The following is a 16,477-nucleotide window of genomic DNA, read 5'->3' as shown; positions in this document are numbered from 1 at the left end:
GTCAGGATTTTTTATCCGATGGAACGACGCGACGCTGGGGCCAAAGTAGCTCGTAACGGTCTTTCAACCGCTTTTCATCCCCTTGATCCCCGGGTTCCCAAAAACGGGTCCATTGGGGCATATACTCTTGCGGGGTGAAATGCCCCGGAAAATCATGGGGATATTTGTAGCCCTTTCCATGCCCCAAAGTTTCCTGGTCACGACTGGAATCTTTCAAATGGTTCGGCACTTCGCGGCGTCGCCCCCGATCCACTTCCGCCAGGGCCCGGTTGATCCCCACATAAGAGGAATTGGATTTAGGAGCCACGGCGATATAAACTGCCGCCTGGGCTAAGGGGATGCGGGCTTCCGGCATCCCCACTTTTTCCACGGTCTCGAAAACCGCGTTAGCGATCATAATGGCCCGGGGGTCCGCGTTTCCCACATCTTCGGACGCACAAATCAAAAGCCGCCGCGCCACGAACCGAGGGTCTTCCCCCGCCGCCAACATCTTCGCCATCCAATAAAGAGCCGCATCCGGGTCCGACCCCCGCAAAGATTTTATGAAGGCGGAAATGGTGTCGTAGTGTTCGTCCCCCGCCTTATCGTAGCGAAGCGCCCGCCGTTGGGTGGACGCCTCCGCCACAGACAACGGAATGTGGATGACCCCCTCTTTTTCTTCCGTGGTCAGCACCGCCAATTCCAGCGCGTTCAAAACCCGCCGGGCGTCCCCGTCGGACATCCGGAGGATATGGGTTTCTGCGTCCGGATCCAACCGCACATTCTTTTTTCCAAATCCGAGGTCGAGATCCGTCAACGCTCGACGCACCAACCCCAACAAATCCGTGGGCCCCAAGGGTTTAAACTCGTAGACGGTGGAACGGGAAATGAGCGCCGCGTTGACATAAAAGAAGGGGTTTTCTGTGGTCAGCCCAATCAGGGTAATCAACCCCCGTTCCACATCGGGAAGGAGGGCGTCCTGTTGGGTCCGGTTGAAATGGTGAATTTCGTCTAAAATCAGGAGAGTGCGTAAGCCGCGCGCCCGCTTGCGTTCCCCCGCGGCCGCCAAGATTTTTCGAATATCGGGAATACCGATGGTCACCGCATTGGTTTGTTCCACATGAGCATGGGTTTTCGCCGCCACCAACCGCGCCAAAGCCGTCTTGCCGCAACCGGGAGGTCCAAAGAAAATAGCGGACCGCAACCGATCCGCGTCCACCGCCCGCCGAAGCAAGCTCCCTTCGGCCACCAGATCCCCCTGCCCCACAAACTCCCCCCAATCCCGCGGCGCCATCCGCGCGGCCAGGGGAACATCAATTTCCCCGCGCTGAAGTTCAGTCCCAAAGAGATCCGCTCCCGTCATTTCATGCCCCAAAAACTCCCAGAAAGAAAGGAATTCAAATGGTTTAACCAAAGTTTTTCACCCTCTCCCGCCCGCGGGAGAGGGTGGGCCTCGGGAACGCTTCTCACCGAGGCCCGGGAGAGGGTGGGGGTTAAGCAGTAGGAGCTCCCCGTCAAACTCACCCCAGCGCCTTCTCTAACGATTCAAGAAGCCCCTTGATTTTCGCTTCATCTTGAGGCGGCATTTCCCCCGCCGAATTCTTATTCTTCGACCCCAATTCAAACGCAATATTGAGCGCCGCCAAAACCGCAATTTTCTGCGTGTCCACCAACCCCAACTTCTCCGAAATCTCCTTCATCTTCGCGTCCACGTAGGTGGCCAACTGGTTGGCCTCCAGGGGCGTCAGGTTCCCCGGATCCAGCTCATAGAGCTTGCCAAAAATATCCACACGTAGTTTGTCTTTAACCAGGGGGTTCATGTCACCTTCAAGCCATCCAACTTCGCCAAAATTTTCTCCAACCGCCCCCGGGTCTTATCCCGTTCCGCCACCAATTCACTGTGCTCCCGCAACAATCGGCGGGCCCGCCGACTTTCTTCTTCCATGAGGGCCACCTCCGCTAATAAACGTTCCCGTTCTTTACGAAGATTGTGAATTTCCGCGGTGGCCAGACGGACCTTGTCCGCCAATTTATTAAGGAGAGGTGAAGGCATTTCAGTGTAAGACTAGCAGAAAACATCCCCGCCGACAAGCCAACCCATCGACGGAAAAGGAGGAAGGTTTTATCCGGGGAATTATGCCGAAGTAACCACGGCCCGGGCGACAGTCAAAATGTTCTTTATATCCCCGCGGGAGATCTCGATCAATCCATTTAAGGTGACCAAGATGAGCTCCGCGATCTGACGGGGCGAAAGACCCACAAACCGGTCAATATTGTCCGTAACGAAGTTCAATTGAATATCTTCGGGGCTTTCCTCAATTGAAAACAGATCACGGGATTGTCTAAAAATCGTATGGGTCAGGACAACCCCATCAATAAGGCCACCCGTAGCGATGGCCCGCGGATCGATGAAAATGACTTTAGGCGTCACAGGCAATTCATTTTCTTCCCAAACCCGTTCGATGTCACTTAACGATCCTTGATTGGCGGTAATAAAGACAACCTGTTCTTTTTGCTGTCCCAAAAGTCGCAATCGATCAATCATTTTGGTTTTGAGAAGTGGGTTCGCTGACGAATCCAATAGAAGGGAGATATCCCCCACGATGGGGTGCGTTGTGTCCTGGTTTTTGTTAGCGGGGAACTGACTTGGATTTTGTTTCGCAGTCAAAACCAATTCCCGGAAGAGAAGTCCTAAAACAGCTTCCGTGGGAACGCCCTTCAACCCCAGAGCATTTCTCAAGGCCATAACCGGCGCGAGGGCCCGGCCCCAGACACCCGCAGAGTCTGGAGAAGTTTCCGCAACAGCCCAATCGGCCGACTGCACCGCCAACGCCCCCTCATACTGTTCGTAAATACCCCGCCTGCCTCGCTCCCCAACCCCACTCATCCTGTGCCCAATCAATTCCAACCCCGCCTTCTCCCCCGAAGGGAGAGAAGCGGCGGAGTCCCGCCCCAATAACACGTTCAAGACCGACGATCCGAAGCGGGAGTCCTTCGCACTAAAAGTCACAACCTGTGGAGTAAATTTTTGGCGAACAGCGAATAATTCGTCCTGAACAGCGGGCATGGTGAGTGTGACGCCCGGAAGGTCCTCGAGATCCTCCAGGGAATCTTTCAATAGTCGATCCCGATCCGCAAAACGGGGAGCGTCATACAACACATGTCGAATCAGGGTGAAAAGGACCATTCCCAACCCAAAAAGATAAGCGTCTCCCACCGCGAAAGAAAAGACCGCCAAGGCATACCCCATCTTCCACGTAAAGGGGAACCAGCCTAAGTCTTGCCCCCCCTGGGCATGGTCCCGGTGAAAACTCCCCGCGTTAAGCAGTCCCAAAACCACAAGCAACCCAGCCACGGGCATCGGCAAAGAGAATAACCCCACCACCGCGGAAAGGAGCAAAGGCACACCCCAGTATTTCCCCATTTCCCGCAAAGCCGTATAATCCGCTTCGTTTAATACCAACGGGAACCACCCTGGCAAGGCCCCAAACAGGGATTCCACCCCACGCACCAAAGCGTTCCACCCAACCCGAGTCGCCATGGTTTGCGCCGCAGGAGAGAGGCCCGCGTTCCCTTGATTGGGGAGAGCCTCGGTGGATTTACCTTTATCGGCAGGCGAATCCACGTTATTCACCGCAGCCAAAATTCGTTCCACGAACTCATTGATTTGAGCCAAGACCGTTCCCCCCACCCCCGAGCGCCCTTCGATCTCCTCCCCATTTTGAGATAATTCCTCAAGGAGTTGACTATAAACATCAGAAGGGATTGTGCCTTCCAATCTATGCACAGTCGCAATGTCATAAGTATCGCACCGATTTAGTTTAGAATTATATACTGACACCTCTTTTCGGCCATTTCCATTCTTGAAAAGTAAGATTCTCGATCCCAGAAATGGGTAATATTTCAACGGAACTCTTCCATCTATCTGCATACTAATATCACTAAATAGACGTTCTTGATAATCTCCTTTTCTTAAATCTAAATGTGTATTCATTTCAATAATATTGGGATTTAGATCCCAGTCATCTGTTTTGACGGTCATAACAGAAATGAGCACTGGGCCTAAATCTTCATCGTCTTGAATTACAACAGGACCAAGATTCGTATAGTCATTCCCATCAAGTGACACCTCAGGAAAGACAACCCCTTTCACCGAATCAGCCTCCATGGTTTTCAAATCAAAAACAACATGCCGGGTTGAGCCGTCTTTCTGATGGAGAACACAAGCCGCAAGATTCCTCATATCGGTCCTTGAAATAGAAATCTGTCCCACGTCCCCCCAGACAAAATCGCCATGCTCTCCGTCAAGTTCAACTTTCCCCTTTCGGATAAGAATTCTCAACATTTCCTCTTGAACATGCTCCATCATAACCGCCAACTCTGCCCGGAGAGATTCTTTATTTGTATATAATTCAGTCTCCGCTACACTCCCCGTCTGAAGATTCTTAGGTTCAGCCCAAGCGAGAAAGCCATCCAAATCATTAAGTGGCCTGTGCGGAGAAAAAGTTCCAACGGTATAGGATTTGACAGGAACGCTGGCGGATGGAGAAAAATTTTCATTAATAATTTCCATATAGTATTCATTGGGCGTTTCGGATCCACGATGGAATTCCAAAGTTCTCATGCCTAGCTCTTTCGCCGCCTCTTTCTTCGCTTCAATGAATTGTCTTACCTCTTCCCAGAGGGACTCCCGCGTGACAGTCCCCGGTTTGGTGCTTTTTTCGGGAGCAACCGCTGGTTTTTGGACTTGCGCGGAAACAGCGTCCAGTAAAGTCTGAAGCAGGCCAGATGAGTCGTGATCGGAGGGAGACGTTGGGGAAAGGGCCTGACGAATCGCCTGCAAATCGATAAGGGGTTGAAGACCTTTTTCCAAAATAGAAATAACGGAATCCACTGAATTCGTAACGGGAGGGGCCTGAGCCGCCGGCGTATTGACAGCGCCCATTCCCCCGCGGTCATTGATTGACAACGATTCTTCAATCATATCCCCACCGTTTGTAGGGGAAATCCCTTGAACGGCGTTTAGAACCCTTTCATGTTGGGGAATGAGAATGTTCAACAAGGCCTTCCCCATGGTCTGAACAATTCCTGAGACGCCATTCACCAATTCCCCTCCTTCAGGGGAAGGGACGCCGGCGGGCAAGGGGTTCTCTGTAACATCAGAATCAAGTTGACGGAATGATTCAACTTTCACGGAGGGATTTGGGTCATCATATGAAAACTGTTCATAGATCACTTCATAGAGAGCAGATTCCCCACCCAAATCCCGGTCGATTATTTGGGAAACACGACCGTCCGAGGTTAGCCCAGTAGACATGACCGTGGCATGTGGATCAATTCCCGCACCAAGGAGATCTAAAGGATTTAAAGACTTAGTAACAAGAACCTTAAATCCATCGGAAGACGATTTTTTAAACACCCTCAATATGTTTTCTTTTACCCCATTTTTATTAACAAATTGAATTGACACAACTATATTCCCTTCTTTATCCACCCAAAAGTTATTCGAATAAAATCTTGAATCCTTTGGGTTACCGGAATTCGCCAGGTTAATAAAATGGTTAACAAATAACCTATGATTTTCTTTATAAAAGGCCACTAGAAATGGGGCCGATTTCCCGTATTCATTTTTTGCTTCAACTAAGGCAAATATGTCCCCGTTGTCCCCAATGGCTTTATCCCTGAAGGCATTTGAACTGTAAGCATCCTTATTCTTACCCAAAATTAAAAAACCAGGCATTAAAAAAGATATCTCTCTTTTCTTCCCATTATCTATCGTAAATATAATTAGGTATGGCGTTTTTGAATCTGGAAAATCCCCATCTATGTAGACATCCTGGATAAATTCGCCGTTTGCCCCTGCAAAGGCAGGCCCCGCTGCGGTCACAAATCCCGAATTATGATCTGAAAATGATGAAAGAGAAATCCAATCGCCTTTCTTATACCCATGATTTTCTTCCGGAACCTGATTCGAAGATACGTCCGAGACCTGAACAGGTTTCTCTGGGGTATTTCCAATACCTTTCGCCGCATTCACGGCGCGCCCCAAGGCGCTGGCGATCTCATAACCCAACGCTCGAACCGAATCAATTCGGTCTGAAGGGTTTTCAACTGATTGAGGCGTAGAAGCAACTTTTAATTTAGCCAACCGATCGGCCAAGTCGTCGATAAGGCTGGTCCGATTTCGTCGCTCCTCAATGGCGGACCGAATATCCCGTTGAAGTTGGGCCACTGTATCCGCGAGGTCTGGAACGGCATCGGGGGCCACACGGAGGGATTTTTCCAGTGACTCCAGGGGTTCCAGATATACTTCCGCCAATTCGGGAAGATCCTTAAGATCTCCTTTATTAACGGCATTTAGAATAATGCGTGTTCCCGCTTGGGCGGCTTCCATGAGAATTGAGGAGGCCTGTTCAATCCACTGGGAAGCCTTGGTTGGGTCGCCTGGAAACACCTGGGTTTTGCCCAGGAGGTCATCCAAAACAAAATTCCCCGGCGTGCCCAAGGAATGACGTTGGAGCCATGCCTCCCGTTTCACGGTGGGGTCCAGGGAATTACTGGGCCAATCAACTGATTCGGAAAAAAGGAAAGCGCGGATCCCCGCCTGGAGACGCTCCATCTCTATTACGACCCCTGGGAGATGTTGCCCACGACGAGAATCAACAACCTTACCGAGTGTCGTGTGAATTTCTCTCAACACATGGACCTCCGCCATCCGTTCCGGGAAGGGAAGGGAAGCCCAGCGGGATTGAAGGGACTGAAGATGATCGGACAGGCGAGCCATTTCTCCATCCACCCGAGTTCCTCGGGTTCGCCGTTGAAGAAAAAGAAGCCCTTCCAGAATAGGTTTGGGGGCCAAATCGCCTAAATCTGGCGTATAGAGAAGGGGATAATCTTTGATAAAAAGGCCTTCTCCGTTGAGAAAGAGAAGGAGGCCATCCTGGGATGGATCGGATTCGGCCAAATCGTTCCACAACCCCGCATCGGCCATGGCTTTTTGAAGGGCCTCGTCCCATTTGGCCATTTGGTCGGGGCTCCCCTCCGGCCAGCGGCATCCCGCACGAATGATTTCAAAGAGCTTCCGTTGGGGGAGAACTCTTGGTTGTTGACCCGCCGAGATCTGACGTAACAATGATTCCAAGTCTCCCGCCTCATTGCGGGCCAGTCCAAGGACCAATCGGCTAAACTCGCGAAAGTAGAAAAGGCGAGGGAAATCCCCAGAATGATGGCGAATATAATCCATGACACCCACCAAACCGAGGAAATGGGGTCTGCCTTCTTTTAGGACAGGTTGACCTTGTTCATTAAGTTCCAATTCTGCAATCAACCGGTCATTGAATGTTTCCCCCCGTATTTCGATTACTGGGATTTGTTCTTTCACCTTTTCCGGAGGGAGAGGCAAAAACCGCTGGGAGTCCATCCGTTCCTCAAACGCCGCGTTCAAGGCGGCGTAGTCTTCATCCGGTTCGTTCATGGCAAAGATTAAGTAGGGCATTCGATAGAGCTTCCCATCCAGGTTATAAAAACCTGAGGAGAGGGCATTATTGAACGCGCCCTGCATGGTCTGGGAAAGGAAATGGGCTTCATCAATAATACAAGAACCGCCCGTGAGCCCTGCCTCAAGGATCGGGCGGGGTTTCATGACCGTGACGAAGGCTGGGTCTCCAACGGGTCCAATGACTTTTTCGTAAAACAGATTGTGCGGCATTGTCTCTTTGTTTGCAGAGATCTGGTGGCGTCCTCCCCCGACAAGATTCTGAAGCAGTCCAGCCAGATGCGATTTTCCGGAACTGGGCTCCCCGATAAATAAGAGAGGTAAACCCAAGGACCACCCCTGAAGAGCCTTATAAATCCGAAGACTATTTTCTGGCGTTTTAATCCAGCGTTCCATGTCCCGATCAAAGGCCCCAGTCAATAGCCAGGATCCCTCATATATTTCCAGTTCCACGGGATCCCAGCGGGGATCCGGATCGCCCGCGGGAAGTCGCGGAACGAGCCTCAGAAAATGCCGATCACCCCGCGAATCATATTCGAAAGACGTTCGGGCCAGGAGAGGCGCTTCCTCCGGTTGCTCATCCTTAAATCCTATCCGTTCAAACTGAACCTTTACCTGGGTTTCATATTCACCGGGCGGGGCGTCATCCGCATCGAAATTAAAGTAGCGACGGACCACCGACCACTTGCGGTGAGCGTAGTCCATGGGGAACGCGGCAAAATGGTGGGCCATGTGTTCTACCACGCGAGGAGAGGGGGCACGGGATAGACGTTCGGAAGCCGTGAGAGAAGGAACCATGCGAGCTCCCCCTTCCCCCAATAAAGTCTGGCGCCAATGAATAGAGACACCGTCCTCCTGCTGGGTAATAATAGGGGCCTGTGCTTGGGGATGAAACCCCCAGACCTTCAACCGCATCAGGGTGGCGACATTGACCAGATCCCCGATGGTCTTTTGAAGGGCCACGGGCAAAGATTTGCGGAACCTGTTTTTGGCTTTTGCCTGTTGCCATACCGCCTCTTGCTCAGGGCGGGCAGGTGCGATAGCCAGAAGGTCCTGGCGACTGAGCCACGCCTTGGCTTTTTCTCCCGTTGTCGCCGTTCCAATATTTTCTTGATCAAAGTTTGCTGTGGTCATGAAACGACCCCAGGGGTTTTGATAAACAGGTTGAGTCCTCCGGTCTAAAACGACCGTTCCATTGGCGATGATCGGCAAGAGAGCGTCTTTGGGAGGGGAACGCATCATTTTCTCCTCATCCAAAACAGCTATGCCGCCATGGTAGAGGGCGCGGGAAATGACGCTGGGCTTCTCCGTTTGCCGACCGGCCTCCGGACGACCGATATGGGTCTCATAGAGCAATTCGTCCGCTTGCATTTTGTCATGACCCGAGATGATATCCACTGGCAAATTCATGAGGTGGCCAAACGCCATTGAGAATTTTTCTTTCCCCACGCCCGTTGGTCCGATAAGGCCGACAAAGTTTTCTCGACGTTCAATAAAGTCTAATAGGAATTTTTCTTCCACCCGCCAACCGTCTGCGTGTCGAACCAGTCGAAAAAGTGACGGTTTCAGCTCGTCGGCGCTAAAAGCAAGAATCACATCGTCACTGATTCTCTTGAGCTCCAGGGTCCGGGGGGTTTCGCCGGACCAGCCGGTGACGGGCTGGTCTGTCCCGCCGTTTTCCTGAATGCGCAGGGTTTCCGGCTGTTCCGAGATCCAGCTCCAGGCCAACGAAGAGTCCCCATTTCTGAATTGATTTCGACCATCGTCCCCCCGGCGGACCAACGTGGGCGTTTTGTCCCGAGAGAAGGTTTCTTTTTGCCTCCATTCGTCCTTTTCGTCCTGTTCCCAATATTCCATTTCAGAACCGGATCCCGGTCGGAACCAACGGCGCCCGTCTTCGCTTTTCATCATATAAATGGCGCCATTGATGAAATTTCTCTTGATGATTTCCTTCAATGTTTCTTCGTTGTCAGGAATGCTTTCGATGGGTTTCTGGGGAACGGTAACACCCGGTCGGGTCGGATCCGGGGCCCGTTGCCATTCCAATTCCTCCGTATCGTTCTTGTAAACCAAATAATCGAGACCGCCCTTTTTTCGAATATAAAAATTCTTATAGTCCCCAAAGGGGACATCTCCGTTCGCGCCCGCCATGCCCAGATAACCGGGAGTGAGAAGATTGTAAACCGAATGGAGAAGGACAGCGATCCCGGCTTGGGTGAAAGGAAGAAATTCAGAGGACGTCAAGATGGGCCAAAGGAAAGGGCCCACCCATTGGAGGATAAGGTCCACACCCCAGACATGGAACGCGGCACCCAAAAATCCATACAACAGGATCAAGGGCCATCGGTTAAGCGTGAGGGGCGTTGTTTCTGGGGAGAGGATTTTTTCTCCCCTGGCATCGCGGGCCCATTTCGTCAGGGGTTTCCCCAGGTGAATGAGGATGAAATAAATGGAATGGGAAATCCACCCAAACCCCAAGAGATTCCCCAAGGCCACGGCCGGGCCACTTTCCAATAGGCCAGCCACCAGCGCCGCTGATTTGTGCCAGCCCCTTTGAATGAGCGGGTTATAAACGGAACGGAGCCATCCCGACATGGCCCGGGGAAGAAGTCGCCGTTGTAAAGCGTCCAACCCAATCCGTTGAATCGCTTCGGGGCTCACGGCCACATCCGGGTTTAACCCCGCCGCGAAAACGGTGAGGATGTTTCGATAGAGATCTCCGTAGGGTTTCGCGTCCAAGACAATGGCCCTATTCCCAACGGACTGTTTCAGTTGATTCGAATATTCATTTTCCCCTGTGGGGACCAGGATCGTCAACACCTTTTGGCTGGAATCCTTTTCAAGGACGTTGCCTTCCAATGTTTTAGTCATGGAATTGAACTGGTTCTGCCCCACTTCCATATCGGAGGTCACGATCAGGATTTTACGGGCGGGAGAATCCCCTTGGCGCCTCCGGAGTTTATGTTGGGAAAGATCGGCGTGATATTTTTTAAGATTGTTCGCCAAATCGGTTCCCGACTGGGCCTCGGCGGACTTAAGCAATTTATAAATGACGCTCTCTTTGGAGATCCCTTCGCTTCGAAGTTGACCACTTGTTTTGTGGGTTATCAACCGCGTCTCTTCGGTGTCAAAAAAACCAATGGTGAATTGGAAAGTGTCCCGAAACTCCGGCCCCCGGGGAACACTTTTTTGGAGGGCAAAAGCCACCTCCGCCATGAGAAGGAGCAAAAACTGAACGGCTTCTTGTTTTTGTTTATCATCCATACTTCCACTTCGATCCACCAAAACGGTGAAGTTCAGGGCCCGGGGCTTGGAGGGTTCAACAAGGGAACGGCCTGCGCCCGTGGTAAGTGCCCCAACGATATCGGTTAATAAACCGTGGTATTTCTCACCCCGTATTTCCGCTCCTTCTTTCCAATGGAGCAACTGGGGAACGATGGAAGCCACTTCATCGATGAGGGCCTGGTGGGGGGCCCGGAATTGCCGGTATTCTTCCGATTCCTCCGCGGTTAACCCAGGAAAAACGGTTTTAATATCAACATAATCTTCTGGCCTAAACCCTTGGAACGGGGTTGCCCCGGTCTTTGGTTTAACAGAACCGGAGGGGGTCTCGGGGGATTTTTCCCATAGGGACGAACTGTTTGGCGGTGCATCCAATTCAAAGGGTTTCAAATTCCCATCGCCGGTTCGCTCTCCGCCAGAGGCTTGGGGAGTTCCCGGAGCATCGCCCCCCGGTTCCTCCTGGCTACCGGAAGGCTGTTGACGGGACGCCCCTTTAGAAGGCGTTGCGGACGGCTTGGTACCCGAGGGCTTGGAATTGATTAATTTTTCGATATTTTGAACGGCCTGCTGGGCATTTTGTAGGGCTTTTTCCAATTCGTGGGCGGGACCCTTCCGCCCCACCTCGTTTAAGGATTTTTCCAGATTTTGGGCCGCCTTTTGTAAGGCCGCGGCTTGGTCGCCGGGAAGCGTGGCATCATCCGACCCGAGGGTTTCAGACAGTCGATGGGTGAGCCGGGCGAGATCGTTGGCCTTCTGTTGAATTTCCTGTAGTTTTCCTAAAAGTTCGTCGGATTGTTCCCTCGCGTCGGCCAAGGCATCGCCAACGGGTTTCGCGGTTCCAGGCACAGGAAGGCCGGCGGCGTCCTGGGCGGCTTTTTCTTGGGCTTCCTCAACTCCCTGGGCCAATTTGCGTCCCTCCTGTTGGAGACCATGAACACCCTCTTGAATGGCTTTCCCATCTGCTTTCAGGGATTCCCCCTGATCGGTGATCGTGGGTGACGCGGCCGACTTCCCGACCCCCTGAGCTTCCTCACCAAGCCCTTGAGCCTTTTGACCCAAATCTGAAAGCTGTTTTTCTAAAGTCGCAAGGTTTTGGGCGAGTTTCTGGATCGATTCTTTAAGGGAGGCTGGTGACGTAGAGGAGGACGAACTCAGCCCACGGGTTTCTGTCCCTCGAGGAGATCCTTGCCCATCCGATGGGCTCGCCGGCCTTTCACCGCCCTGTCCCTCTCCTGGCGATTGTCCTTGTCCCTGGGATTGCCCCTGGCCTTCCCCTGATGGCTGGTTGGATTTCTCGCCCAAGAGTTTTTGTTGCATCGAGTCCGCAAATTGGCCCATCTGTTGGTTCATCTCTTCTTGGGCCTGTTGCCTTATTTGCTGCTTTTCTTCCGGTTTTAAATTTTTGAGAAATTCCTCCAGCTCTTTCCGTTGTTCATTGTCCAGGTTCTCCAAAATCGCCTTGCGAAAAGCTTCCCGTTGCTGTTCATTCAGTTCCTGTTGGCGGTCCTGAAGCATCTTGGCGTAGGCCTTCTGCAACATTTTCTGATGAACATCCTCTTCAAACAGTTTGTTAAAAGCCGGCCAAATCCGCTTCGCGATAGCCGGGTGGAAGTCCGAGGATGAAATAAAGTTATCCTCAAAAAGCACCCTCCCCCAACCACTTTCCCCTTCCCGGGTCATAGAACCCAAGGCCTCGGTCAAGGCGGCGTGAACCCGGGGGTTCATGAGACGTGGGTCATTGAGACTCACCTCTCCCCCCTGGTAATGGACGCGGAGATACATAAGGACATCAAGAAATTGTTCGCTGGAGGTCAGACTGCTGAGGAGAAGACGATCGTAGTCCTCGTTTCCAGAATGGTAGCGGTGCTGGAAGAGTTCATGCATCCATTGGGGAGCACCGGCCATATCCGCCATTTGGGAAAAGGTTTGAACACCTCGGTCATTCCATTCCGTCAACCCGGCCACCATTTCCCGGAGCAGAAGAGCTTTCCAGAGGGCATGGAAGGCGGTCAATTTTGGCTCAAACCCAGGGGACTTCAGGAGAGGCGATTGATCACGGAGATCATTCTTTTCGTGGCGTGGGCCTTCCACGGCCCACAATGTGTGGGCAAGTCCCCGGGCGCGGACTTTCTCCTTTTCTTCCTGAATCGACCCGGGACCCCGCGGATAGAGGTCCGAGGGAACGTAGTTAATTTGACAGATATAATCTTTCGATGTGTGAGCGGTCCAGGCCCCCCCCTCCAACTTCGGAACCATCTTAACGACCGACGCGCCAGCCAGCCCCTTCGCCACTTGCGACAAAAATTGCACCGTTTCTTTGAGGTAACGACTTTCATCTTCGGTCGGTGGGCCCAATCGATCATGGAGGGACTCATAGAGTCCTCGCATGGTAGCGCGTGGATTGAAGTCTGGTTCCTTGGACGCCCGTCCAGCCAAGACCCCCGCCAAGACGATACCAGTCGCCCGCTGGGCCATGTAGGGGGTCAACAAAAGATCCTTTTCCCCCGTCAAGGCCATCACACCTGCGGCCTCGTTTAAGAGGGGGGTGTTAGAAAAATAGTTGTAGTTTTCACCCGAAGCGCCCGTGAGAATGAGAAAACCCAAATCCCCCCCCTCGCCCAGAACAAAACCCCGGTCGAATAATTTTTTAACGGGCACGCCCATTTCGGCGAGAAGGGCTGGATTGTCTAGATAATCAACCCCTTTTTCCTGGTATAAATAAAGGATTTGATTGGCATGGGGAAAATGTTCCGCTCGATAAGGGATTTTTAACCAGCCTTGAAATCCCCCTAAATGGACGACCTCGTGTACAAACACATGCCCAATTTGGTCCTCCGACAAGAACGTTTTGAGGGTTAATTTACCTTCCCCAACAGCTATCGTCGTCCCAAGTGACCACACCACACTTAAGGGGTCCAGACATTTCCGAATTTCCTGTGCGATCGCCGAGAGGACCTGCCCTTGAGCGGGATCCTTGGTGGACGAATAGAGATCGGCGACACGGAAATATTCATCGAGAATTTCCCGGGGAAAAGAAACTGTAAAATGGCCCGGGGTGAGACTCTTTTTGAGTCGATCCCGAATGAATTCTTGCTTGGAGGAGTCTCCCGGGAAAAACCCTTCAGCAGTTTGTTCAATAAGCGCGTCAAGGCGTGCTTGAAATTCTGCGGGAAACGCTGAGAGTCCCTCTTCGATCAGCTCAAGACGGATAAGACGAAGTGATTCCTTTTCTTCTGGCGAATCCGTTATCGCCATTTTCGGGAAGGTCCGTCGCCATATTTCGTTAAACTGCTCTTGGGTTTGAGTGCGGCAGAGCTCTGAAAGGGGATTAGCCAAGGAAGAAAGTTCATTATAGAGACGATAGGCCTCTTCTCTCTGCCCTAAATCCAACGCTTTCATCAAATCATACCGAAAGAGAAACGAATTCGATAACAAGGTTGGAAGGTCGGCTGAGGTCGGCTCCGTTTTTTTTGGTCGAACGGCCAGGGAGGTTTTCACAACCCGGCTGGCCACGGACTGGATGACATCGTTTTGTCTATTCCAACCATTCCAGTGGGCGTTCACAACAGAAAAAGCCAGGCTGACGGCAAAGGCCAGGGCCGTAGCCCGCTGGGCCATGACAACAAATTGGTCCCCCCCATCGACTTGGACGTATCCTTTGAGCTTCTTGGACAGGACCTTGGCCCGTTCGCCCATAAAAACGTGTAATTTTTGGGTTCCATTCAGGACAACTTCCGCCTGTCCTTCCACCCAATGACCCAGGGCGTCCACCAAACCCATAAAGTAATTGTTTCGTCCCAGAGCTTCGGCGGTCACGGAAGGTGGGACCGTGTTGGGCCCTGCGCCAATGGTTTGGGGCGCGGCTAAGAACAGTTTTTCTCCCACCAGGATGCGGTCTAAGGGGGACCGATCCCGGGAAAAGGCGGCCATGTAATGTTCGCCGTTGATGGCTTTGATTTTGGGGGCCAAGACGAGGACGTTCAATCCTTTTTTCTGGAGGGATTGGGTGATGCCCTCCGTGTGGAACCCGCCGGCCACTAAAACGCCGGCTGGGGCTTCGGGCCGTGCGGAAGAAGCCACCCGTTTCACCCCTTCCGCTAGGGCCTCGTTCCGTTCCATGGCCACACGGTAAAAGGTTTCAAAGGGGGCTAACTGCTGGCGGGAGAGGGTGCCCCCCAAAGAGGTGGTCGTTTCCGTTTCCCAGAAAGTTACATAGTCCTGCCATTCCTGGGCCATGAGGTTTTGGTGGACCAGTTTATCCGCCAAAACCAACTGGGAAGACTCCCGCCAGAGGTGACGTTCCGTTTCATTCCTCAATAAGGATTGGGCCGCCGTTTCCTCGTAGGCCGTCAATTCATTGAGAAACGCCCGGCGGTCGATGGCCTCAGCCTGGGCCAGGTAATCCAGGTATCCCTGAAAAGATGAACCGAACCTGATCCCCGCCTTTTTCGCCATCTTTTCAATTTGATCGTAGACGACCCCATAGGTCACTTCACCCGCCCGGTAAGCCACGGTCAAGGAAGTCAAATCTTCCAAGGAACGGCGATCCAATTGACGCGCCAGCCGTTCCAAAAGTTCTCCACGTTCCCGTTCGACAGCGGCAAAATCCAACACCGCTTCCCGTTTCATTAGATTCAAAAATCGCGCCAGTTGCCCCGATGGTTTAACGGGGGTCAGTCCCGAAACTTTTGAGAGGTAGTCCTGAATGGGAAGTGAACCCCCATGAAATTGGGTCCGTGCCTCATCCAAAATTCTGGCTTTCTCAGAAAGTTCCGTTCCTTTCCTTTGCGCCAAGTGGCGGCCAGCCTCCGCTAAATCGTGGTCGGTTTGGGTGAGGAGAGGTCGGGAGGTTTGATAGGCCTCTATATTCGCGTTATAAAGGACCGGGTCTTCGGCTCCGAAGAAGTTGATGGAATGGTCGGAGGTAAGTCCGGCGAACTGGGCACCGGAGATCCATCCTTTTTTAAGGAAATGATCTGCCGCCCGGCGCACAGCGTCCGGCGGGCCTGCGTGGCGGAAAGGGGAGAAGTCATAGATCCCGGCCCCCCCTTCGATGGCAACAGACATAGGCCTTTGTCCCGCCTTCTCACCCATATGCTCCAAAACACGGGAAATATTCCGCTGGCTTTCTTCTTGATTGTGGAGATCTTCGATCAATACAATCCAAGGATCCTTCGCATTCCCTTGATGGACGGCCTGAACTTCCGCCCAAGCCAGAGGCAAAGTTTTTGTCCAAAGGGGAAGTCCCCTGCGGCGGCGAAGTGCCGCAGGGGTTCCCGCAAAGGGTTGACGACCAAGGTCCAAGGCGTGATCTAATGGAGGCAGTGCCGGAGATTGCGGACCGGCCCAGGCCAGGAGAGGTTGTGGCTTGGCTTCCCGGGCCGCTCGGCGCTCTTGCCAAAGGGAGGCATAAACGCGTCCCCGCTCAGTTTCTGCTGCAATGGCCGGCTGGTGAAGAAATACGGCCTGGGAGAAAAGAACACCCAACGCGGTGACCAACGAAACCGCGGACACAAACGGACGTGACCGCGATTTCCTCGCCTTCTCTCTAAATTTCCAATCAGGACCCATCTTCATATGAAACTATTCTAATCATAGTTCCTTAAGACAACCTTAAGGACTTGTAACATTTTAGTAACTTTTTTTGGCGGTTCCCTCTCCCCCCGTCGGTTTTGGACGGGTGGGAGGGGGTGCCCCGTAGGGGCGGGTGAGGGGGGCCTC

At 52.6% G+C, this 16,477-nt stretch carries 4 protein-coding genes; all 4 read right to left on the bottom strand.

All coding sequences use genetic code 11. The features are described from left to right. Position 1 precedes the first annotated feature (1 nt). Positions 2–1,342 carry a replication-associated recombination protein A gene (locus tag JNK54_02175; protein ID MBL8023075.1) on the bottom strand — a complete coding sequence of 447 codons (1,341 nt, stop codon included), beginning with the start codon at positions 1,340–1,342 and terminating at the stop codon, positions 2–4. Between the two features lie 157 nt (positions 1,343–1,499). Next, the gene (zapA, locus tag JNK54_02170) at positions 1,500–1,799 is read right to left on the bottom strand and encodes a cell division protein ZapA (GenBank protein MBL8023074.1); all 300 of its coding nucleotides are present in this window, start codon (positions 1,797–1,799) and stop codon (positions 1,500–1,502) included. Next, positions 1,796–2,032, bottom strand: a complete 237-nt coding sequence (gene zapB, locus JNK54_02165; protein MBL8023073.1) for a cell division protein ZapB — start codon at positions 2,030–2,032, stop codon at positions 1,796–1,798. The genes zapA and zapB overlap by 4 nt, the downstream gene beginning before the upstream one ends. Positions 2,033–2,113: 81 nt before the next feature. Beyond that, on the bottom strand, positions 2,114–16,333 hold the full coding sequence (locus tag JNK54_02160; protein ID MBL8023072.1) for an AAA family ATPase: 14,220 nt from the start codon (positions 16,331–16,333) through the stop codon (positions 2,114–2,116). Positions 16,334–16,477 lie beyond the last annotated feature (144 nt).

Source organism: Elusimicrobiota bacterium (assembly GCA_016788905.1).
GTDB lineage: Bacteria > Elusimicrobiota > Elusimicrobia > FEN-1173 > FEN-1173 > JADKHR01.
Note: the sequence above shows the minus strand (reverse complement) of the source record. Positions and strands in the feature narration are given on the sequence as shown.

Excerpts from the sequence above, each read along its gene's own strand:
- zapA (MBL8023074.1), bottom strand. The coding sequence starts at position 1,799 with ATGAACCCCCTGGTTAAAGACAAACTACGTGTGGATATTTTTGGCAAG.
- zapB (MBL8023073.1), bottom strand. The coding sequence starts at position 2,032 with ATGCCTTCACCTCTCCTTAATAAATTGGCGGACAAGGTCCGTCTGGCC.
- JNK54_02160 (MBL8023072.1), bottom strand. The coding sequence starts at position 16,333 with ATGAAGATGGGTCCTGATTGGAAATTTAGAGAGAAGGCGAGGAAATCG.
- JNK54_02175 (MBL8023075.1), bottom strand. The coding sequence starts at position 1,342 with ATGACGGGAGCGGATCTCTTTGGGACTGAACTTCAGCGCGGGGAAATT.